Origin of the sequence: Streptomyces sp. NPDC093568 (assembly GCF_044764945.1) — a bacterium.
Lineage (GTDB): Bacteria > Actinomycetota > Actinomycetes > Streptomycetales > Streptomycetaceae > Streptomyces.
This window is the reverse complement of sequence record NZ_JBIWJD010000004.1, coordinates 316,361-338,833: the sequence shown is the minus strand read 5'-3', so window position 1 is coordinate 338,833 and position 22,473 is coordinate 316,361. Positions and strand designations below refer to the sequence as shown.

Sequence of the window (22,473 nt, the reverse complement as noted above, 5' to 3'; positions counted from 1 at the left end):
GTCCCCGAAGACATCCCGGCCCGCCGGAGCGTCACCGCAGCAACACCCCCGCCCCCTCCCCCACGTCCTCGGCGGGCACCGCCACCAACCCCAGCTCCGCGCTCGACGCCAGCAGTCGGTGCGCCGGAAGGATCCGGACCGTGTAGCCGTACGGCCCCGTCCGGTCCAGCGACAGCGGGCCCTCGTACGTCCAGCGGCCCTCCGTGTCCGGGCCCCCGGTCGGCTTCAGCGGGACCGTGGAGGCGTCCGCGATGCGGTCCTCCGAGTCGACGCGGCCCGAGACGGCCTGGACCTCCACGTCGTCGGGGGCGAGGTCGCCGAGGCCGACGCGGACGTGGAGGGTGAGGGTGCTGCCGAGTTCCGCCGTGGCCGTCACCGTCGCCACCGACGTCGCCACGTGGTCGACGCTCACGTCGTGCCACGCCGAGCGGACCCGTGACTTCCAGCCCGCCAGCTCGCGCGCCGCGTCCGGCGTCATCGCCCGGTGGGCATGGGCCGCGGGCGTGTAGAGGCGCTCCACGTACTCGCGCACCATCCTGCCCGCGAGGACCTTCGGGCCGAGCAGGGTGAGGGTCTGGCGGACCATCTCGATCCAGCGGTCGGGCAGACCGGCCGGGCCGTGCTCGTAGAAGCGGGGGGTCACCCGCTGCTCCAGCAGGTCGTACAGCGCCGCCGCCTCTATGTCGTCCCGGCGGTCGGGGTCCGTGCCCGTGCCGTCCGCCGTGGGGATCGCCCAGCCGAAGTCGGGCTGGAACCACTCGTCCCACCAGCCGTCCAGGACGGAGAGGTTGAGGCAGCCGTTCAGCGCCGCCTTCATGCCCGAGGTGCCGCACGCCTCCAGCGGCCTGAGCGGGTTGTTCAGCCAGATGTCGCAGCCGGGGTAGAGCTTCTGGGCCATCGCCATGCCGTAGTCCGGCAGGAACACGATGCGGTGGCGCACCCGCGGGTCGTCCGCGAACCTCACCAGCTCCTGGACCAGACGCTTGCCGCCGTCGTCGGCCGGGTGCGCCTTGCCCGCGACCACGATCTGGATCGGCCGCTCCGGGTGCAGGAGCAGGTCCATCAGCCGGTCGCGGTCGCGGAGCATGAGGGTCAGGCGCTTGTACGACGGGACCCTGCGCGCGAATCCGATCGTCAGGACGTCGGGGTCCAGGACGCCGTCGATCCAGCCCAGCTCGGCCGTACCGGCGCCCCGTTGACGCCAGGACGCGCGCAGCCGCTCCCGCACCTCCAGCACCAGCTGCTCGCGCAGCACCCGCCGCAGCTCCCAGACGTCCTGGTCGGGGATCTCCCCCACCGCGTCCCAGCGGTCCGAGCCGCCGACGGTCATCGCGTCCTCGGTGCGCTGGGCGCCGATCTGGCGGGCGCCCAGGCGGAACACCTCGGGGGCCACCCAGGTCGGCGCGTGCACGCCGTTGGTGACCGAGGTGATCGGCACCTCGTCGGGGTCGAAGCCCGGCCACAGGCCGGAGAACATCTCACGGCTGACGTTGCCGTGCAGCAGCGAGACCCCGTTCGCCCGCTGCCCCAGGCGCAGGCCCATCACCGCCATGTTGAAAAGGTTCGGCTCGCCGCCGGGGTACGTCTCCATGCCGAGCTGGAGGACGCGTTCGACGTCGATGCCCGGGAGTTCGGCGGCGGGGCCGAAGTGGTGGGCGACCAGCTCACGGTCGAAGCGGTCGATGCCGGCCGGGACCGGCGTGTGGGTGGTGAAGACCGTGCCGGCCCGCACCGCCTCCAGGGCGGCGTCGAAGTCCAGCCCCTCGCCCTCGCACAGCTCCGCGATGCGCTCCAGGCCGAGGAAGCCCGCATGGCCCTCGTTGGTGTGGAAGACCTCGGGGTCGGGGTGGCCGGTCAGACGGCAGTACGTCCGCACCGCCCGCACCCCTCCTATGCCCAGGAGCATCTCCTGGAGCAGCCGGTGCTCACTGCCGCCGCCGTAGAGCCGGTCGGTCACCCCGCGTTCGCCGAGGTCGTTCTCCTCGACGTCGGAGTCGAGCATCAGCAGCGGCACCCGGCCGACCTGGGCGAGCCAGACGCGGGCGTGCAGCGACCTGCCGCCGGGCAGGGCGAGCGAGACCTGGGCGGGGGTGCCGTCCGGCTCCTTCAGGAGGGCCAGCGGCAGCTCGTTGGGGTCCAGGACCGGGTAGTGCTCCTGCTGCCAGCCGTCCCGGGACAGGGTCTGCCGGAAGTACCCGTGCCGGTACAGCAGGCCCACGCCGATCAGCGGGACACCGAGGTCGCTGGCCGCCTTGAGATGGTCGCCGGCCAGGATGCCGAGGCCGCCGGAGTACTGGGGCAGGGCGGCGGTGATGCCGAACTCGGGCGAGAAGTAGGCGACGGCGGCCGGGAGTTCGGCGGACTGCTCCTGATACCAGCGGTCGCCGGTGACGTAGTCGTTGAGGTCGTCGGCGACAGCCGTCAGCCGGCGCAGGAAGCGGCGGTCCTCGGCCAGCTCCGCGAGGCGTGCGGGCGACACACTGCCCAGCAGCCGTACGGGGTCGTTGCCCGACGCGGCCCAGCGCTCGGGGTCCACGGACTGGAAGAGGTCACGGGTCTCCGTATGCCACGACCAGCGCAGGTTGCGCGCCAGGTCGCCGATGGGCCGGAGGGGTTCGGGGAGGACAGGTCGGACGGTGAATCGACGGATCGCCTTCACGGTTCACCTCGGGCAGCGCGTGGCAGGGGGCCCACGGCGGTGTGGGTCCCGTCATCGCCCCCGACGGTATCGGTATGGGGGCTTCGTAACCACAGTGCGTCGTTTCGGCCGTCACCGGCGGTCACTGGTTGTCAAGCGGCAGGGAAGGGAGCACGTACGTCCGGAAAGTGCCGCAACCTTTACAGATCCCCCATGGACGATATGGCCGATTCCGCCCCCGTAGGCGTCCTTGTGGCGACTTCTCACATCACGAGAGGGTGACTGAGGGCGTACCGGCCACGCCGGGTGCACCCGGCGATCGACGGCCGCCGTGCGCCGAGTTGAGGAGGGGAACTCACACCATGGCACGGACGCGCACACGGCGTCTGCGCCGGGCAGGCGGGCTGACCGCGGTGACCTGTGTCGCCGCGCTTTCGGCCACCGCCCTGCCCGCGCACGCCGCACCGGAGGGGCAGATACTCGGCGCCGGGGACCCCGGCTCCGTCAGCGGCAGTTACCTGGTGACACTCAAGGGGGGAACGAAGGCTCCGTCGGGGGCCGGAAAGAGCCTCGCCGAAAAGTACGGGGCGAAAATAAGCCACACCTACGGCACGGTCCTCAACGGCTACGCCGTGCGGGCCGACGAGAGACAGGCCAGGCGGCTCGCGGCGGACCCACGGGTCGCCTCCGTCGTCCAGGACACCCGCGTGACCCTGGAGCACACCCAGAAGAACCCGCCGTCCTGGGGCCTGGACCGCATCGATCAGGCCAATCTTCCGCTGAACAAGAGCTACACCTGGCCCGAGTCCGCGGGCACCGGGGTGACGGTCTACGTCATCGACACCGGCATCCGCATCTCGCACAAGGACTTCGGCGGCCGGGCGAGCTACGGGTGGGACTTCGTCGGCGGCGACCGCGGCGCCGGTGACGGCAACGGCCACGGCACCCATGTCGCCGGCACGATCGCGGGCAAACAGTACGGCGTGGCGAAGAACGCCAAGGTCGTAGCGGTACGCGTGCTCGACAACTCCGGCGGCGGCAGCACGGCCGACGTCATCGCCGGCATCGACTGGGTGACCCGGCACGCGAAGAAGCCGGCGGTCGCCAACGTCAGCCTCGGCGGCTACCGCAACACCCAGCTGGACACCGCCGTACGCAACTCCGTCGCCTCCGGCGTCACCTACACGGTGGCGGCGGGCAACGACGGACTGCCGGCCGGCCTCTACTCCCCGGCGGCGGTGAAGGAGGCCATCACCGTCGGCGCCACCGACCAGCGGGACGCGAGGGCGGGCTTCTCCAACTTCGGCCCCGCTCTCGACCTGTTCGCCCCGGGCGTCGGGATCACCTCGGCGTCGTACGCGAGCGACCGGGGCAGGGCGACCTTCTCCGGTACGTCGATGGCGTCGCCGCACGTCGCGGGCGTGGCCGCGCTCTACCTGGCCGGTCATCGCAAGGCGAGGCCGGCACAGGTTTCCAAGGCCCTCGTGGCACAGGCCGTTTCCGGAAAGGTCTCCGGCCGAGGGCTCGGCTCACCGAACAAACTCGTGCAGGTACCGGGCTCATAGCGGCCTCTTCACGGCGAGTTGCGGACACCGGCCCCGTTCTTGCCGAACGGGGCCGGTCTTGTGCGTAGACATACGCGTGAGTAGTTAACAAAGTGCCGGATTGCCCACCCGAATAGGGTGGGAAGGCTCCTCCGGTACACCCCACCCGTGCGCCCCCGGGGCGCACGGCGCACCACCACGCAGGACCCACCTCCCCACAGCCATCCGCCCACCCAAGTTGACGCGGACAGGAGCGGTCATGCCCGCCATGCACCACCAGCCGTCCTCACCCCCGACGCCGCGCACCGAAGCGCCCCCAGTCCCCCGCGCCACCACCGCCGCCCCCGGACCGCCGGCTCCGGAGCGACCCTCCGCGACCGACATGGCCGGCGGCGTGGGGCGCATACCGGTTCTCGACGTCCGCCCGATCGTCCAGCACGGGCGCAGGCCCGCGAAGGCGGTGACGGGCGAGACCTTCGAGATCTCGGCCACCGTGTTCCGCGAGGGGCACGACGCCGTGGCCGCCAATGTCGTCCTGACCGACCCGGACGGCCGTCCGGGTCCCTGGACCCCGATGCGTGAACTCGCCCCCGGCACCGACCGCTGGGGCGCCGACGTCACCGCCGGCGAGCCGGGCCACTGGACCTACCGGGTCGAGGCCTGGGGCGACCCGGTCACCACCTGGCGGCACCACGCCCAGATCAAGATCCCGGCCGGGATGGACACGGACCTGGTGCTGGAGGAGGGCGCGCGGCTGTACGAGCGCGCCGCCGCCGGCGTACCCGGGCGCGAGGGCCGGACGGTGATCACCGCGGCGGTCGAGGCGCTGCGGGACGAAACCCGCCCGGCCGCCTGGCGGTTGGCGGCCGCGCTGACGCCCGAGGTGGACGCGGTGCTGGGCCGGTATCCGCTGCGGGACCTGGTCACCGCATCCGATCCGCTGCCCCTGCTGGTCGAGCGCGAACGCGCCCTGTACGGCTCCTGGTACGAGTTCTTCCCCCGCTCCGAGGGCACGCCCGAGCGTCCGCACGGCACGTTCGAGACGGCCGCGGGCCGGTTGCCGGGGATCGCGGCGATGGGCTTCGACGTCGTCTACCTCCCGCCGATCCACCCCATCGGGACGACCTTCCGCAAGGGCCCCAACAACACGCTCTCCGCCGGCCCCGACGACGTGGGCGTGCCGTGGGCCATCGGCTCCCCCGAGGGCGGCCACGACGCGGTCCACCCGGACCTGGGCACGATCGAGGACTTCGACCGGTTCGTGACGCGCGCCGGGGAGCTGGGTCTGGAGGTCGCTCTCGACTTCGCCCTGCAGTGCTCGCCGGACCACCCGTGGGTGGACAAGCACCCCGAGTGGTTCCACCACCGCCCGGACGGCACGATCGCGTACGCGGAGAACCCGCCGAAGAAGTACCAGGACATCTACCCCATCGCCTTCGACGCCGACCTGGACGGTCTGATCGCCGAGACGCTTCGCGTGCTGCGGCACTGGATGGACCACGGAGTGCGGATCTTCCGGGTCGACAACCCGCACACCAAGCCGGTGGTGTTCTGGCAGAGGGTGATCGCGGACATCAACCGCACCGACCCCGACGTCATCTTCCTCGCCGAGGCCTTCACCCGGCCGGCCATGATGCACACCCTGGCCCAGATCGGCTTCCAGCAGTCGTACACGTACTTCACCTGGCGCAACACCAAGCAGGAACTGACGGAGTACCTCACCGAGCTGTCCGGGGAGGCGGCCGCCTACATGCGGCCGAACTTCTTCGCCAACACCCCCGACATCCTGCACGCCTACCTCCAGGAAGGCGGCCGCCCCGCCTTCGAGGTCCGCGCCGTCCTGGCCGCCACCCTCTCCCCCACCTGGGGCATCTACAGCGGCTACGAACTGTGCGAGAACACCCCCCTGCGGCCGGGCAGCGAGGAGTACCTCGACTCCGAGAAGTACCAGCTGCGCCCCCGCGACTGGGACACCGCCGACACGATCGCCCCGCTGATCACCCGGCTCAACACGATCCGCCGCGAGAATCCGGCCCTGCGACAGCTCCGCGACCTCCACTTCCACCACGCGGACCAGGAGGCGGTGATCGCGTACTCCAAACGGCAGGGCTCGAACACGGTTCTGGTGGTCGCCAACCTCGACCCTCACCACACCCAGGAGGCCACGGTCTCGTTGGACATGCCGCAACTCGGCCTGGAATGGCACGAGTCGGTGCCGGTGCGCGACGAGCTCACCGGCGAGACCTATCACTGGGGCAGGGCCAACTATGTGCGCCTCGAGCCGGGCCGCGCGCCCGCGCACATCTTTCGTGTTCTGCGACCGTCCACCCCGCAGATCGGAGGGTCACCCACAAAATGATCGTCAACGAGCCCGTTCAGGACACCTTCGAGGACACTCCTGCCAAGGATCGTGATCCCGACTGGTTCAAACGCGCCGTCTTCTACGAGGTCCTGGTCCGCTCCTTCCAGGACAGCAACGGCGACGGCGTCGGCGACCTCAAAGGCCTGACCGCCAAACTCGACTACCTGCAATGGCTCGGCGTCGACTGCCTGTGGCTGCCGCCCTTCTTCAAGTCACCACTGCGCGACGGCGGCTACGACGTCTCCGACTACACCTCGGTCCTCCCCGAATTCGGCGACCTCGCCGACTTCGTGGAATTCGTCGACGCCGCCCACCAGCGCGGCATGCGCGTCATCATCGACTTCGTCATGAACCACACCAGCGACCAGCACCCGTGGTTCCAGGAGTCGAGAAAGGACCCGGACGGGCCCTACGGCGACTACTACATGTGGGCCGACGACGACAAGGCCTATTCCGACGCCCGCATCATCTTCGTCGACACCGAAGCCTCCAACTGGACCTTCGACCCGGTCCGCAAGCAGTACTTCTTCCACCGGTTCTTCTCCCACCAGCCGGATCTCAACTACGAGAACCCGGCCGTGCAGGAGGAGATCCTCTCGGCGCTGAAGTTCTGGCTGGACCTGGGAATCGACGGCTTCCGGCTGGACGCCGTGCCCTATCTGTACGCGGAGGAGGGCACGAACTGCGAGAACCTCCCCGCCACCCACGAGTTCCTCAAGCGGGTACGGAAAGAGATCGACGCCCAGTACCCGGACACGGTGCTGCTGGCGGAAGCCAACCAGTGGCCCGAAGACGTGGTCGACTACTTCGGCGACTACTCCAGCGGTGGCGACGAGTGCCACATGGCCTTCCACTTCCCGGTCATGCCGCGCATCTTCATGGCCGTGCGCCGGGAATCCCGCTACCCCGTCTCGGAAATCCTCGCCAAGACACCGGCCATTCCCTCCGGCTGCCAGTGGGGCATCTTCCTGCGCAACCACGACGAGCTGACCCTCGAAATGGTCACCGACGAGGAACGCGACTACATGTGGGCGGAATACGCCAAGGACCCCCGCATGCGCGCCAACATCGGCATCCGACGGCGCCTCGCCCCGCTCCTCGACAACGACCGCAACCAGATCGAGCTGTTCACCGCTCTGCTGCTGTCGCTCCCCGGCTCGCCGATTCTCTACTACGGCGACGAGATCGGCATGGGCGACAACATCTGGCTCGGCGACCGCGACGCCGTGCGCACACCGATGCAGTGGACCCCGGACCGCAACGCGGGCTTCTCGTCGAGCGACCCGGGACGGCTTTACCTGCCGACCATCATGGACCCGGTCTACGGTTACCAGGTGACGAATGTCGAGGCGTCGATGTCCTCGCCGTCCTCTCTCCTGCACTGGACCCGGCGCATGATCGAGATCCGCAAACAGAACCCGGCGTTCGGACTGGGCTCGTACACCGAACTCCAGTCGTCGAATCCGGCCGTGATCGCGTTCCTGCGCGAATACGAGGACGATCTCGTCCTGTGCGTGAACAACTTCTCGCGGTTCGCGCAGCCGACGGAACTCGATCTGCGCAGGTTCAACGGCCGACATCCCGTGGAGCTGTTCGGCGGGGTGCGATTCCCGGCCGTCGGTGAGCTCCCGTACTTGCTGACCCTCGGGGGCCACGGCTTCTACTGGTTCCGGTTGCGCAAGGACGCCGCCTGAGAGCCCGGGCGGGGCGGTTTCCACCGCCCTGCCCGGGGCACGCAGAAGTAACACCCCGACCGCCCGGGGAAAGGACGCGACGCCATGTCGGAAGCCGTCACCCGTACCGTCACCACCCAGCCCGGCCTCCTTGCGTCGCTGGATCCACTGCTACGGGAGTGGCTGCCGCGACAGCGGTGGTTCGCCGGCAAGGGGCGTCCGGTCAGCGGGCTCTCGCTGGTCGCGGCCACGGAGTTGCTGCCCCCCGGTGGCAAACTGGGCCTCTACCACCTACTGGTGCGCGCGCATCAACCGGTCTCCTTGGTGCCGGGCGCGCCCGAGCAGCCCGCCGACTGCTACCAGCTCGTCATAGGCGAGCGCGAGGCGCTGCCACCCCGGCTGGCGCCCGCGCTGATCGGACATGTGGCCGAGGGCCCGCTCGCCGGACGCACGGTGTACGACGCCCTGTCCGACGCCCGCCCCGCCGACCTGCTTCTCGAAGCCCTGCGCACCGAGGCCCGCGTCGGCGCGCTGCGCTTCGAACGGGACGCCGGCCAGGAGATCCGGTCGGCTCTGGTGCCCCGCCTGGTCACGTCCGAGCAGTCGAACTCGTCGGTCGTCTATGGCGATACGTTCATCTTGAAGCTGCTGCGCAGGGTCGTGCCGGGCGTCAATCCCGACCTGGAACTGCCGCTCGCGCTGGCCGGCGAGGGCTGCGACCGGGTGCCGGCGCCGACGGCGTGGTTCCGGGCGGAGCTGGCCGGCGAGACGTATGTGCTGGGCGTGCTCCAGCCGTTCGTGCAGGGCGCGGCGGACGGCTGGGAGCTGGCGCTGCGCGAGCTGGCCAAGGGCGAGGACTTCGCCGCCGAGGCGCGCGCGCTCGGCCGCGCGACCGCCGAGGTGCACACGGCGCTGGCGCGTACGCTGCCGACCGTGAGCCTGGGCCGTACGCAGGTGCAGCAGCTGGTCGACGGCATGGTCGAGCGGCTCGACACGGCCGCCCAGGCGGTGCCCGCGCTGCGGCCGTACGCGCCCGGCCTGCGCTCCGCGTTCGAGGCGCTGGCCGAACTCGCCGCCGAGGGCTGCACCTGGACCGCCCAGCGCATCCACGGCGATCTGCACCTCGGGCAGTGCCTGCGCTCACCCGGCGGCCGGTGGTGGCTGATCGACTTCGAGGGCGAGCCGTCGAAGCCGCTGGCCGAGCGGCGGATGCCGCAGCCGCCGGTGCGGGACGTCGCCGGGATGCTGCGCTCCTTCGACTACGCCGCCCACTCGGCCGAGATGCCGGTACCGGGCTGGGCCGACACCTGCCGGGCCGCGTACTGCTCCGGGTACGCCCAGGTCAGCGGCACCGACCCGCGGACCGATCCGGTGCTGCTGCGCGCGTACGAGACCGACAAGGCGATCTACGAGGTCGTCTACGAGGCCCGCCACCGCCCCGACTGGCTCCCGGTGCCGATGTCCGCGATACGCCGTCTCGCCGCGGACGCCGGCAGCCCGTCCCCCTCCACTCCCCCCTTCCCACCTTCGCCTAGGAGGCCCCGCCCGTGACCCCCCGCACCACTCCCTCCAGCGGTTCGGAACCCCAGAACACGGCCGAGCAGTCGGTCGAGAAGACGAGCGTCGCCAAACGGGCGACGACCAAGGCCGCGGAGGCCGCGGAGGCCGTGAAGAAGGGGACGGCGAAGAAGGCGAAGAAGGCCACCGAGAAAGCCGTCGGACAGAAGGCCGGACAGAAAAAGGCGGCGGCGAAGAAAACGACCGCCAAGAAAGCCGCGGCGAAGAAGGCCGTGACGAAGAAGGCGACCGCGGCCAAGACGACAGTGGCCAAGACCACGGCGGCCAAAGCCACGGCGGCGAAGAGCTCCGCATCCAAGAGCTCGGCCTCCAAGTCCTCGGCTTCGAAGAGCACCGCGACCAAGAAGGCCACCGCCAAGAAGCCCACCGCCAAGAAGATCCCGGCACAGAAGGCGGCGGCGCAGAAGAAGATCCCGGCGCAGAAGGCGGTCGCGAAGCCGGTCGAGCCCGCGGGGGTCTCCGCGGTCCCGGAGGTCGCCGTCTCGCCCGCGCTGGACGCCGGCGACCGTGACCGGCTCCTGGCCGGCACCCACCACGACCCGCACTCCGTCCTCGGCGCCCATCCGCTCCCGGGCGGTGTGGCCTTCCGCGCCTTCCGGCCGTTCGCCCTGTCGGTGACCGTCGTCGCGGGGAGCCTGCGGGCCGAACTGCACGACGACGGGGACGGGTTCTTCTCGGGGCTGCTGCCGCTGCGGGAGGTGCCGGCGGGATACCGGCTGCTCGTGGCGTACGAGGGGTCGGTCCAGGAGACCGAGGACGCCTACCGTTTCCTGCCCGCGCTGGGCGAGCTCGACCTGCATCTGATCGGCGAGGGGCGGCACGAGGAGCTGTGGCGGGCGCTCGGCGCCGAGCCGATGACGCACCAGGGCGTGACCGGCACCCGGTTCACGGTGTGGGCGCCCAACGCGCGGGGCGTGTCCCTGGCCGGCACCTTCAACTTCTGGGACGGCACCGGGTATCCGATGCGCTCCCTCGGCGGCACCGGCGTCTGGGAGCTGTTCGTCCCCGAGATCGGTGAGGGCGAGCTGTACAAGTTCGAGATCACGCGGCCGGACGGTTCGAAGTCGCTGCGCGCGGACCCGCTGGCCCGCCGCACCGAGGCCCCGCCGAACACGTCGTCGATCGTGCACGCCTCGCACCACGAGTGGGGCGACGCCGAGTGGCTGGAGCGGCGGGGATCGGTGCCGACGCATGAGGCGCCGTTCTCGGTCTACGAGGTCCATCTGGCCTCCTGGCGCCCCGGACTGACGTACCGCCAACTGGCCGAACAGCTCCCCGCTTACGTGAAGGACCTGGGCTTCACCCACGTCGAGCTGATGCCGGTCGCCGAGCATCCCTTCGGCGGCTCGTGGGGCTACCAGGTCACCGGCTTCTACGCGCCCACGGCCCGGCTTGGCACGCCGGACGACTTCAAGTACCTGGTGGACCGGCTCCACCATGCCGGCGTCGGCGTACTGATGGACTGGGTGCCGGCGCACTTCCCGCGCGACGACTGGGCGCTGGCCGAGTTCGACGGGCGCCCGCTGTACGAGCACGAGGATCCGCTCAAGTCCGCGCACCCCGACTGGGGCACGCTGGAGTTCGACTTCGGCCGGCGCGAGGTGCGCAACTTCCTGGTGGCCAACGCCCTTTACTGGTGCGAGGAGTTCCACATCGACGGGCTCCGGGTGGACGCGGTGGCGTCGATGCTCTACCTGGACTACTCGCGCGAGCCGGGCCAGTGGGTGCCGAACGAGCACGGCGGCCGGGAGAACCTGGACGCGGTGGCGTTCCTCCAGGAGATGAACGCGACGGTGTACCGGCGGGTGCCGGGGGTCGTGACGATCGCGGAGGAGTCGACGGCCTGGGACGGCGTGACGCGTCCGACGCATGTGCCGGGCCCCGGCGGGTTCGGGGGGCTGGGTTTCGGCCTGAAGTGGAACATGGGCTGGATGCACGACTCGCTGGAGTACATGGCGAAGGAGCCGGTGCACCGCAAGTACCACCACAACGAGATGACGTTCTCGATGGTGTACGCGTACAGCGAGAACTACGTCCTGCCCATCTCCCACGACGAGGTGGTGCACGGCAAGCGGTCGCTGGTGTCGAAGATGCCGGGCGACTGGTGGCAGCAGCGCGCCAACCACCGGGCCTACCTGGGCTTCATGTGGGCACACCCCGGCAAGCAACTGCTCTTCATGGGGCAGGAGTTCGCTCAGGGCGCCGAATGGTCGGAGGCGCACGGTCCGGACTGGTGGCTGCTGGATCCGGCGTACGGGGCGGAGCCCGATCACCGGGGTGTGCGGGACCTGGTCCGGGACCTGAACACGGTCTACCTCCACACGCCGGCCCTGTGGCAGCGGGACACCGATCCGTCCGGTTTCCAGTGGGTGGTGGGTGACGCGGCCGACGACAACGTGCTGGCGTTCCTTCGCTACGACGCCGAGGGTGCTCCGCTGCTGGCGGTGTCGAATCTGTCGCCGGTGGTCCGGCACGACTACCGGCTCGGGGTGCCGGAGGACGTGCCCGCCTGGTACGAGGCGCTGAACACGGACGCGGCGCGGTACGGGGGCGGGGACGTCACGAACCCGGACGCGATCAAGCCGGAGCCACAAGGGTGGCACGGGCGCCCGGCCAGCGTGCGGCTGACGCTGCCGCCGCTGGCGACGGTGTGGCTGCGGCCGGCATAGTTTTTCGCCCCCGCCGCCCCTACCCGTCCCATCCTTCTGGGGCTCCGCCCCAGACCCCGCTCCTCAAACGCCGGAGGGGCTGGATTTCCAGCCCCTCCGGCGTTTGGGGCGAAACCGGTTCAGGCGGTGGCCAGACCCCTCGGCAACCGCCCCGTGTGCAAAACCCCCAACCGCTGCGTGGCCCGAGTCAGCGCCACGTACAGATCACTAGTGCCGTACAGCCCCGGCTCCACCACCAGCACCGAGTCGAACTCCAGCCCCTTCGCCTGACGCGGGTCGAGGAGTACGACGGTCCGCGTCAGGTCGGGCTCGGCGCCCGCCGTCACCCCGTCCAGCCGCTCCGCCAGCTTGCGGTGCAGATGCCGCGGTGCGATGACCGCGAGGCGCCCCTCGGCCGGGGTCAGCTCCCCGACCGCCTTCGCCACCGCGCCGGGCAGGTCGTCGGTGGCGCGTACCCAGGGCCGTACGCCCGTCGTGCGCACCGAACTCGGCGGCTCGAAGCCGGGGTCCTCCGCCCGCACCACGGCCGCCGCCAGCTCCATGATCTCGACCGGCGTGCGGTAGTTGACGCCGAGGCGGGTGTGCTCCCAGCGGTCCTCGACGTACGGCTGGAGGATCTCGCGCCACGAGCCGACGCCCGCCGCCTCCGCCGTCTGGGCCGGATCGCCCACCAGCGTCATCGAACGGGTCGGGCTGCGCCGCATGAGCAGCCGCCAGGCCATCGGCGACAGCTCCTGAGCCTCGTCGACGATGATGTGCCCGAACGCCCAGGTCCGGTCGGCCGCCGCCCGCTCGGCCGCGCTGCGGTGGTCGTCCTCCTCCTGGCGCTCGGCGAAACGCTCCGCGTCGATGATGTCGTGCGCGGAGAGGACCTCGGAGTCCTCCTCGTCCTTGTCCTCGAACTCGTAGGTGCGCGAGGCGTACGAGACGTCCAGCACGCCCTGCGCGTAGGCGACCTGCGTCTCGCGCTCGCGTTCGGCGAGAGCCCGCCGCAGCCGGTCGTCCTCGCCGAGCAGTTCCGCCGCCTCGTCCAGCAGCGGCACGTCCGCGACGGTCCACTGCCGTGTCACGGGCCGGCGGATGGCGGCCGCGTCCTCGTCGGGGAGGTAGCCCACGGGGTCGGCGAGGAAGTCGGCGAGCAGGCGCTGCGGGGTCAGGCGCGGCCACAACTGGTCGATGGCCGCCCAGATCTCGGGGTTCTCGGCGATCTCGTCGCGGATCTGGGTGACGTCGCTCGCGTCCAGGAGGCTGCTGCCGTCGTAGGGGTCGGTGCCGACCCGCTCGGCGTACAGCTCGGTGAGCGTGTTGAGGATGTGCCCCTCGAAGTGCTCGCGCGCCGCGTTGTGCTGGAGCTTCGCCGCCCGGGTGCGCTCGCGGGCGACCCGCACCAGGTCGTCGTCGAGCATCAGGATCTCGCGGTCGTGCTCGATCGCGATCACCGGATCGGGCAGCGCCTGCCAGTCGCGTACGACTTCGGCGAGCACGTCGGCCATGTCGGCCCGGCCCTTCACGGCGGCCGCCGCCCGCGTGTCGGTCGCCGTCGCCCGCACCCCGGGGAACAGTTCGCCGACCGTCGCCAGCAGGACGCCGGTCTCGCCGAGCGAGGGCAGGACCTCGCCGATGTAGCCGAGGAAGGCGGGGTTGGGGCCGACGATCAGGACCGCGCGCCGGGCGAGCAGTTCGCGGTGTTCGTACAGGAGATAGGCGGCCCGGTGCAGGGCGACCGCCGTCTTGCCGGTGCCGGGACCGCCCTCCACCACCAGCACCCCGCGGTGCGGGGCCCGGATGATCTCGTCCTGCTCGGCCTGGATGGTCTGCACGATGTCGTTCATCCGGCCCGTGCGCGCGGAGTTCAGCGCGGCGAGCAGCACGGCGTCGCCGGTCGGGTCCTCGTGGCCGGTGCGCTCCTCGTCCCCGAGGTCGAGGATCTCGTCGTGCAGGGCGGTGACCGCACGGCCGCTGGTGGTGATGTGCCGCCTGCGCCGCAGCCCCATCGGGGTGTGGCCGGTGGCCAGGTAGAAGGGGCGGGCGACGTCGGCGCGCCAGTCGATCAGGAGGGGCGTGCGGTCGGCGTCGTCGGTGCGCAGGCCGATCCGGCCGATGTGGTGGCTGACGCCGGAGGAGAGGTCGATCCGGCCGAAGCACAGCGAGCCGTCCACGGCGTTCAGCGCGGCGAGGAGCCCCGAGCGTTCGGCGACGAGGATGTCCCGCTCCAGCCGGGCCTGCATGGGCGTGTTGCCCTGGGCGAGCGCGTCCGTGACGGAGGACTCGGTGTCACCGCGCAACGCGTCCACGCGCGCGTACAGGCCGTCGATGAATTCCTGTTCGCGTCGCATTTCACCGTCTTGAAATTCGGTGTTTGACAATTCTGCTCCCGCCCGGATATACTGTGCTCACTGGACTTCACCGCGACTAATTACACGGAAGTCGCGAACCATTGAATATACGCAGAGAAATCCCCCGAGCGCAATTGCTCGGGGGATTTCTTTGTGGGGCGTCGGATCAGAGCACGTCGGCGAGCTCCTCCAGCAGCCGCCGCTTGGGCCGCGCCCCCATCATCGACTTCACGGGCTCACCGCCCCGGAAGACCATGAAGGTCGGCATCGACAGCACCCGGTAGGCGTTCGTGGTCAGCGGGTTGGTGTCCACGTCGAGCTGGACCACCTTCAGGCGGTCGCTCGTCTCGTCGGCCAGGGCGGTGAGCACCGGTCCCATCTGCCGGCACGGCGGGCACCAGTCCGCGGTGAATTCCACCAGCACCGGCAGGTCGGCCCCGATCACCTCCGTCTCGAAGTCCGCGTCCGTCACCTCGGTCACGCCCGCCGCCTTGATCACAGCCCCTGCCCTCCCAGTTCGCACAACGGTGGTTCGCCCTCGGCCGTCGCAAGACGCAGGCCGATCTTGGCCCGTACGGCCTGCAACTCGCCGATCAGCGCGTCGAGCTCGTCCAGCTTGCGCCGGTAGACCGCGAGCGAGGCGGGACAGGTGTCGCCCTCGGGGTGCCCGGCCCGCAGGCACTCCACGAAGGGCCGGGTCTCCTCCAGGTCGAACCCGAAGTCCTGCAGCGTCCTGATCTGCCGCAGCAGCTTCAGGTCGTCCTCGTCATAGGTCCGGTACCCGTTGCCGCTGCGCCGCGCGGGCAGCAGCCCACGCGACTCGTAGTAGCGCAACGTGCGCGTCGTGGTCCCGGCCCGCGCGGCCAGCTCGCCGATTCGCATGTCCACGAACGTAAGCCTTGACGCCGACGTCAGGGCAACCGCGGCAGCAGGGGTTTGGTGCGCACCGGGGAGGACAGCACGATCGACGTCGTGGTGCGGCCGAGCGCCGAGGTAGCTTCGAGGATCTCCTCCAGGTGGGCCGTGTCCTCGACGGCGACCTTGAGGATCCAGCAGTCCTCGCCGACGACGTGATGGACCTCGACGATCTCCGGGCGGTCGATCAGCTCCAGGGTGCGGGGGTGGCGGAGGGTGTATCCGCCGTGCGGGTTGACCCGGATGAAGGCCTGGATGCCGTAGCCGAGCCGGGCGGGCAGGACCTGGGCGCCGTATCCCGTGATCACGCCCGCCGACTCCAGCCGCCGGACCCGCTCGGTGACCGCGGCGGGGCTGAGCCGCACCCGTCGGCCCAGCTCGCTCAGCTTGATCCGGCCGTCGGTCTGGAGGAGCTCCAGGATCTGCCGGTCCAGGGCGTCGAAGGCCACCGATGTTTCGGCGGTGGCTGGGCGCAGATGCCGTGGTTCTTTCGGCGCGGTGCCCGGATCTCCCATGTCTTCCCCTTCAGAGCGCGGTGCTGGGCCAGGAGAATTATGGTCATGCGCAAGGGACGAGAGGTACTGGTCATCGGCGGGAACCGCTATTTCGGCAAGCGGTTGATCGCGCGGCTGCTGGCCGCCGGGGACCGGGTGACGGTTCTCAATCGGGGGTCGGCCGCCCCGCCGCCGGGCGCGGTCCATCTGGTCGCCGACCGCGACGACGAGAACTCCCTGACGGCGGCGCTGGGACCGCGGACGTTCGACGTGGTGGTCGACCAGGTCTGCTACACGCCGCGCCAGGCGGAGATCGCCCGCCGGGTCTTCACCGGCCGCACGCGGCGGTACGTGCTCACGTCGACGGTCGAGGTGTACGAGTACGAGGACTCGATCGCCCCCGTACGCGAGGCGGACGTGGATCCGCTGGGCGTGCCGGTGGATCTCGAACTTCCCTGGGACGACGCGGAGTTCCTCGAAACCCACTACGGCGAGGGCAAGCGGCAGGCGGAGGCGGTGTTCGCGGCCGGCCCGGACTTCCCGTACACGGCGGTGCGCGTCGCGCATGTGCTGGGCGGGGACGACGACTTCACGGGCCGTATGGCCCACTACGCGAGCCGTATCCGGGCCGGTGAGCCGATCGCCGTTCCGGTCGTGAACCACCCGGCGACGTACATCCATGTCGAGGAGATCGCCGACTTCCTGTTCTGGGCGGCGGGCGAGGACTTCACGGGCCCGGTCAACGCCGCCTCCCACGGCCTGCTGACCACGGAGGAGCTGTGCGACGCGATCGCCGCGCACCTGCCGGACGGCCGGACCGTGCTGCGGCCCGTCGAGGTCGGCGAGGTCTCCCCGTTCGCCTTCACCCGCGCCTACGGCATGGACAACTCCCGTGCCACACGACTCGGTTTCCGCTTCACCCGCGCCCGGGAGTGGCTGCCGAAGGCCGTCGCCGAGACCCTCGGAAAGGACCAGGACTGACATGCGCCACCGCACTCTCGGCCCGCACCGCGTGAGCGCCGTCGGCCTCGGCCTGATGCCGCTGTCCCTCGAGGGCCGCCCCGACGAGCGGCGCGCCCTGGCCACCGTGCACGCCGCCCTGGACGCGGGGGTCACGCTGCTGGACACGGCGGACTCCTACCACCTGCCGGGCGCCGAGCCCGGTCACAACGAACTCCTCGTCGCCCGCGCCCTGGCCGCGTACGGCGGCGACACCGACGGCGTGCTGGTGGCCACCAAGGGCGGCCGGGGCAGACTGTCCCCCAGTGCCCCAAGGCCTGGGGGGACCCCCATCGGCAGCTGGACGGTGAACGGCGACCCTGGCCACCTCAAGGCGGCCGCCGAGGCCTCGCTGCGGCGGCTCGGGGTCGAGGCGATCGGGCTCTACCAGCTGCACAAGCCGGATCCGGGCGTCCCGTTCGAGGACTCGGTCGGCGCGCTGCGCGACCTCCTCGACGAGGGCAAGATCCGGCTGGCCGGCGTCTCCAACACGGACGTGCACCAGATCCGCGCGGCCCGCCGGATCCTCGGCGACCGGCTGGTGTCGGTGCAGAACCAGTACTCGCCGGCGGTACGCGACAGCGAGGCCGAGCTGCGGCTGTGCGCGGAGCTGGGACTGGTGTTCCTGCCGTGGAGCCCCCTGGGCGGTATCGCGCGCAGCTCGCTGGACGGGCCGTCGCGGACGGAGGGCGAGGAACGCTTCGGCGCCTTCCACGAGGTGGCCGCCGCCCGTGGCGTCAGCCCTCAGCGGGTGTGTCTGGCGTGGCTGCTGGCGCGGTCCCCGGCCGTGATCCCGATTCCGGGGGCGAGCCGTCCCGAGTCGATACGGGACTCGGCGGCCGCGGCCGACCTGGTGCTCGACGCGCGGGAGCTGGCGCGGCTGAACGGCGCGGTGGCGCCGGTCGGTTGAGGCGCGGGGCTCGGTTCAGTCGGTCGGGGCGAGGCCCGGGTGAGGGGGACCGGGGACAGCGGACGCATCCGCCGGAGGCGTCCACTCCCCCTCGCCGTCCGTGTCCGCCCCCTGGACGCCGAGCAGGCGTCGGGTGAGGTGGTCCTGGTCGGAGAGGAGTTCGTCGAGGGCGGCACGGACGTCGTCCGGCTCGGTGCCGGAGGACTCGCGCTCGGCCGCGATCAGGACGGAGCGCCGCACCAGCTCCTTGGTGAAGGACGCGGTCGTGCCCTCGGTGCGGGCCACCACCTCGTCCGCGATCTCCTTGCCGAGGCCGAGTCCGGCGCCGTAGAGGCCGAGGAGGCGGGCGCGGCCCTCGGCGTCGGGCAGCGGGATCTCCAGGGCGAGGTCGATGCGGCCGGGGCGCTGGATCAGGGCCGGCTCCAGCAGGTCGGCGCGGTTGGTGGTGAGGAGGAAGGCGACGTCGGCGTCGTCGCCGAGGCCGTCCATCTCGTTCAGGACCTGGAAGAGCAGGGGCTGGTCGCCGGCGCCGTAGTCGCGGGCCTCGGCGATCAGGTCGCAGTCCTCCAGGACGACGAGCGCCGGCTGGAGCATCCGGGCCAGGGCGCAGGCCGGGCCGATCGCGGAGATGCTGGTGCCGGACAGGATCACCACCGTGAACTGCGGGAGGTGGGAGAGCAGATAGCGGATCGTGTGGGTCTTGCCGGTGCCGGGCGGGCCGTACAGCAGCAGTCCGCGGCGCAGGTGCTGCCCGGCCGCGCGCAGCTGGTCGCGCCGCCGGGCGACGCCCACGACCTGGCGTTCCAGGCGTTCGAGGAGGCCGGTGGGCAGCACGATGTCGTCGCGGGTGAGGTCGGGGCGGCGGTGGAAGCGGAAGGGGCCGAGGCCCCGCCCGAACTCCGAGCCCTCGAAGGAGAGGACCTGGCCGCGGAAGACGTTGTGTTCGTGTACGAGGGTGTCGAGCTCGGCGAGCAGGCGGTCGGCGAACTCCTTGTCCCCGGCGAGGACCTCGACCTCGACCTTGTTGCGCCCGTACTCGTCCTGCGGTCCGCGCAGCAGCACCGCGAAGCGTTCGTCGCCGTCCCGGCCGAGGTAGAACCCGCTGGAGACGCAGGCCAGTTCGGTGTCGGGGGCGACGGGGAGATGGGCGTAGTCGACGGCGCCGATCACGAAGCGGTCGTAGCGGTCGGCCGCGTCGAGGATGTCGCCGAGGGTGAGATCGCCGTGGTGCTGGGCGCCGCGCAGGCCGACGAGCTCGTAGGAGCGGGCGGGGTCGACGGCGAACCAGCGCTCCAGGGCGAGGTGGACGTTGGGCAGGTCGTAGGGCGCGTAGGCCGCCTTGACCACGGGGCGGTCGGCGGGGGTGGAGCCGAGGTGGGCCATCAGCCGGGTGCTGAGGTTGCGGCCGCTCTCCTGGTCCTTGCGCGAGGCGCGGGCGACCGCTTCGAGGAACTCGTAGAACAGGTCGTTCACCTGGTCCAGTGAGAGGGGTGCCGCCTCTTCCGCCATGCCCGCCTCCGAACGTCCGCGCCGGTAGGTCCACGTCGAGGGCACCAGCGTGAGCCGAACGGGCTGACGGGTCAAAGGATTTAGGGTGCGGGGCCGGGCAGGGGCCTCCTGCCCGGCCCCTGCCCGGCCCCGGTGTCAGCGCGGCATCCGGCCGGCCGGCTCGCCACCACCCGGTACCGGCGTACCGAGGCGACGTACACCCCCGTCGGCGGCCTTCACCAGCGCGGGCGTGACCAGAGCCACCGCCACCTTCCACACCGGGCCCTGCACCAGTGCCACGGCGGCTCCCACCGCGAGCAGGGGCCCGGCCACCCGGGCGACGCGGGCAGCCGTACCCGGTCGCGTGGCCGACTGTGCGTCGAGGTATCCGCCGGTCAGTACCGCCAGTTCGGCGACGACCAGCACGAGGGCCACGGTGATGTCCACGGGGCGGCTGCGCTCAGTCGCCGGCGGAGCTGCAGTCCCAGTGCCCCGACGCCTTGTCCGCGGCGACGCGCGGCGCGACGTCCGTGCCGCCGCCGGGCGGGTTGGCGACCCACTTGCAGCCGAAGTCCTTCATGAAGTGCTCGAAGGTGTAGCCGTGGTATTTCGCCTGGATCTTCTTGAGGCGCGCGATGCCCGCCGGGGTGGCGTTGAACGCCCTGCTGTACTCCTTGGTGTCCTTCACCAGGCAGCCGGCCGAGACGATCGCTCCCACCCAGCCCGCGCCCTTCGACGCGATGGTCTTCCCCAGCGAGCCGACACTGACGCCGGTCGCCAGCAGCGAACCGCAGACGCCGCTGATGCTCTTGTAGTCGCGCCCCGCGGTCGGCCCGCCCGCCATGGCCGCCTGGGCCGGAGCCACGCCCGCGGTGAGGAACACCGCACCGGCGGCCGTGCCGATCAACGTCTTACGCAATGTGTCCATGGGTTCCCCCGGACTTCCTCGTGCTCGACGGGAACCCGCACCCGGTCTCGGTACGGGCCCGGTCCCCCCAACCTGGCGGCGGGACCGGCGGCGTCTGCCGCCCTGCCCGTGGAGAGGCGGGGAAGATCCACCGGGTTGGGCAAGGACGAGTAACGGAACCTAATAATCCGGTAATGCCGTCAGGCGTACGGCGGTTGCCGTACACCTGAGTCGGGCGGGGGGGGTGGGGCCGGGCGGCTGAGCGACGGGGGAGCATCCCAGCCGCCCGGAGCATGTGTGGCCGGACGCCCGGCCCCGGTTCAGGCGGGGCCGGGCGTCCGGAGCAGGTGGGTCCCGGAGCGGGTGCTTGTGCGGCGGGCCGGGGGTCAGGCCTTGGCGAGTTCCTTCTCGCCGCCCTGTTCCGGAACCTCCGCGCCCGGGGCGGCGCCGTGGCCGTCCTCGTCCAGGAGGGTCTTCTCGTCGAACGGGAGCTGTCCGGCGAGCACCTGGTCGACCTTGTCCCGGTCGATCTCCTTGGTCCAGGTGCCGATCAGGACCGTGGCGACGGCGTTGCCCGCGAAGTTCGTCAGGGCGCGGGCCTCGCTCATGAAGCGGTCGATGCCGACGATGAGGCCGATGCCGTCCACCAGGGCGGGCTTGTGCGACGCCAGACCGCCGGCCAGCGTGGCCAGACCCGCACCGGTGACGCCGGCGGCACCCTTGGAGGCGACCAGCAGGAAGAGCAGCAGCGGGATCTGCTCACCGATGGCCATCGGCGTACCCATGGCGTCGGCGATGAACAGGGACGCCATGGTCATGTAGATCATGGTGCCGTCGAGGTTGAAGGAGTAGCCGGTCGGCACGGTGATGCCCACCACCGGCTTGCTGACGCCCAGGTGCTCCATCTTCGCGATGAGGCGCGGCAGCGCCGACTCGGAGGAGGAGGTGGACAGGATCAGCAGGAACTCACGGCCCAGGTACTTGAAGAGCGTGAAGATGTTGAGGCCGGCGACCACCCGCAGCAGCACGCCCAGCACGATGAAGACGAAGAGGAAGCAGGTGACGTAGAAGCCGAGCATCAGGATGGCGAGCTTCTTGAGGGCGTCGACACCGGCGGACCCGGTGACGGCGGCGATGGCACCGAAGGCGCCGATCGGCGCGGCCCACATCACCATGGCGAGGACGCGGAAGACGAGCTTCTGGAGGTGCTGCACACCGCGCAGGATCGGCTCCCCGGCGGAGCCCATGCCCTGCAGCGCGAAGCCGACGAGGAGGGCGACGAGCAGCGTCTGGAGGACCTCTTGGACGGTGAAGGCGGAGATCAGCGTGGTCGGGATGATGCCGAGCAGGAACTCGGTGGTGTCCTTGGCCTCGGCGTCGACCTGCGCCTGACCGGCGTCCTTGACGGCGTCGGTGATGGCGAGCCCCGTGCCCGGCTCCAGGATGTTGCCGACGATCAGGCCGATACCGAGCGCGACCAGTGACATCACGAGGAAGTAGACCAGCGCGATACCGCCGACCTTGCCGACCTTGGCGGCCTTGCGTACCGAGCCGATGCCCAGCACGATCGTGCAGAAGATGATCGGCGAGATCATCATCTTGATCAGGTTCACGAAGCCCGTGCCGATGGGCTTCAGCTCGACCGCGAAGTCGGGGGCGATGAGACCCACGGCGATGCCGAGGGCGACCGCGATGATCACCGCGATGTAGAGGTAGTGCGTGCGGTCCCGCTTGGCAACGGGTGCGGCAGGTGCCGTATCGGGGGAACTGGCGGCGGCCACGGCTGCCCTCCTTGACGTCTTCGTCGGTTGTCACCGGCGTGCGGCTCACGTCCGGGGTGGGGGGTCGCTGATCGGCTGCCGAGCCCCGGGGGAGCGGGGTCGTAATTCAGCGATGCGGTGACTATCTCCCGCGGTGTGAGGGCGGTCACCCTTCCGTTCATTTAGTTCACAATCAGCCA

Annotated in this window: 16 protein-coding genes; 7 read left to right on the top strand and 9 right to left on the bottom strand. The window is 70.9% G+C overall.

Translation table 11 applies throughout. The features are described from left to right. Window positions 1–31 precede the first annotated feature (31 nt). Window positions 32–2,659 carry a glycosyltransferase family 1 protein gene (locus tag ACIRD7_RS18960; protein ID WP_403454408.1) on the bottom strand — a complete coding sequence of 876 codons (2,628 nt, stop codon included), beginning with the start codon at window positions 2,657–2,659 and terminating at the stop codon, window positions 32–34. A 341-nt stretch (window positions 2,660–3,000) separates the two neighbouring features. On the opposite strand from ACIRD7_RS18960, the gene ACIRD7_RS18955 reads away from it, so the two are divergent. The 5 genes from ACIRD7_RS18955 to glgB all read left to right on the top strand — a co-directional run bounded on the left by ACIRD7_RS18955 (window position 3,001) and on the right by glgB (window position 12,464). Continuing rightward, window positions 3,001–4,203 carry a S8 family peptidase gene (locus tag ACIRD7_RS18955; protein ID WP_403454407.1) on the top strand — a complete coding sequence of 401 codons (1,203 nt, stop codon included), beginning with the start codon at window positions 3,001–3,003 and terminating at the stop codon, window positions 4,201–4,203. Between the two features lie 238 nt (window positions 4,204–4,441). Next, window positions 4,442–6,541, top strand: a complete 2,100-nt coding sequence (locus tag ACIRD7_RS18950; protein ID WP_403454405.1) for an alpha-1,4-glucan--maltose-1-phosphate maltosyltransferase — start codon at window positions 4,442–4,444, stop codon at window positions 6,539–6,541. After that, entirely contained in the window at window positions 6,538–8,238 is a 1,701-nt protein-coding gene (treS, locus tag ACIRD7_RS18945; protein WP_403454404.1) for a maltose alpha-D-glucosyltransferase, read from the top strand. Before ACIRD7_RS18950 ends, treS begins: the two co-directional genes overlap by 4 nt. 84 nt (window positions 8,239–8,322) lie before the next feature. Further along, window positions 8,323–9,768, top strand: a complete 1,446-nt coding sequence (locus ACIRD7_RS18940) for a maltokinase (protein WP_403454402.1) — start codon at window positions 8,323–8,325, stop codon at window positions 9,766–9,768. Then, a complete protein-coding gene (gene glgB, locus ACIRD7_RS18935) occupies window positions 9,765–12,464 on the top strand; it encodes a 1,4-alpha-glucan branching enzyme (protein ID WP_403454400.1) in 2,700 nt (899 codons plus the stop codon). The genes ACIRD7_RS18940 and glgB overlap by 4 nt, the downstream gene beginning before the upstream one ends. 119 nt (window positions 12,465–12,583) lie before the next feature. On the opposite strand, the gene ACIRD7_RS18930 is transcribed toward glgB, so the two are convergent. The 4 genes from ACIRD7_RS18930 to ACIRD7_RS18915 all read right to left on the bottom strand — a co-directional run bounded on the left by ACIRD7_RS18930 (window position 12,584) and on the right by ACIRD7_RS18915 (window position 16,230). Beyond that, window positions 12,584–14,800: a HelD family protein gene (locus tag ACIRD7_RS18930; protein WP_403454399.1), complete on the bottom strand. Its 2,217-nt coding sequence runs from the start codon at window positions 14,798–14,800 to the stop codon at window positions 12,584–12,586. Between the two features lie 166 nt (window positions 14,801–14,966). Then, window positions 14,967–15,281: a thioredoxin family protein gene (locus ACIRD7_RS18925; protein ID WP_403454397.1), complete on the bottom strand. Its 315-nt coding sequence runs from the start codon at window positions 15,279–15,281 to the stop codon at window positions 14,967–14,969. 14 nt (window positions 15,282–15,295) lie between these two features. Then, window positions 15,296–15,682, bottom strand: coding sequence for a MerR family transcriptional regulator (locus ACIRD7_RS18920; protein ID WP_403455094.1), 387 nt, complete (start codon window positions 15,680–15,682; stop codon window positions 15,296–15,298). Window positions 15,683–15,711: 29 nt separating this feature from the next. Further along, window positions 15,712–16,230, bottom strand: a complete 519-nt coding sequence (locus tag ACIRD7_RS18915; protein WP_403454396.1) for an Lrp/AsnC family transcriptional regulator — start codon at window positions 16,228–16,230, stop codon at window positions 15,712–15,714. Between the two features lie 45 nt (window positions 16,231–16,275). On the opposite strand from ACIRD7_RS18915, the gene ACIRD7_RS18910 reads away from it, so the two are divergent. Both ACIRD7_RS18910 and ACIRD7_RS18905 read left to right on the top strand, forming a co-directional pair. Then, a complete protein-coding gene (locus ACIRD7_RS18910) occupies window positions 16,276–17,190 on the top strand; it encodes a reductase (protein ID WP_403454395.1) in 915 nt (304 codons plus the stop codon). A gap of 1 nt (window position 17,191) precedes the next feature. Beyond that, window positions 17,192–18,118 (top strand): aldo/keto reductase, encoded by a 927-nt coding sequence (locus ACIRD7_RS18905; RefSeq protein ID WP_403454394.1) that lies wholly within the window; start codon window positions 17,192–17,194, stop codon window positions 18,116–18,118. Between the two features lie 15 nt (window positions 18,119–18,133). Here the strand turns inward: ACIRD7_RS18905 and ACIRD7_RS18900 are convergent, their stop codons facing one another. From ACIRD7_RS18900 to ACIRD7_RS18885, 4 genes are all read right to left on the bottom strand, one after another. Next, window positions 18,134–19,702 (bottom strand): AAA family ATPase, encoded by a 1,569-nt coding sequence (locus ACIRD7_RS18900; protein ID WP_403454392.1) that lies wholly within the window; start codon window positions 19,700–19,702, stop codon window positions 18,134–18,136. A 60-nt stretch (window positions 19,703–19,762) separates the two neighbouring features. Beyond that, the gene (locus tag ACIRD7_RS18895; RefSeq protein ID WP_403454390.1) at window positions 19,763–20,053 is read right to left on the bottom strand and encodes a hypothetical protein; all 291 of its coding nucleotides are present in this window, start codon (window positions 20,051–20,053) and stop codon (window positions 19,763–19,765) included. A gap of 13 nt (window positions 20,054–20,066) precedes the next feature. After that, window positions 20,067–20,534 carry a hypothetical protein gene (locus ACIRD7_RS18890; RefSeq protein WP_403454388.1) on the bottom strand — a complete coding sequence of 156 codons (468 nt, stop codon included), beginning with the start codon at window positions 20,532–20,534 and terminating at the stop codon, window positions 20,067–20,069. 365 nt (window positions 20,535–20,899) lie between these two features. Further along, window positions 20,900–22,294 (bottom strand): cation:dicarboxylate symporter family transporter, encoded by a 1,395-nt coding sequence (locus ACIRD7_RS18885; RefSeq protein WP_403454386.1) that lies wholly within the window; start codon window positions 22,292–22,294, stop codon window positions 20,900–20,902. Window positions 22,295–22,473: the final 179 nt, after the last annotated feature.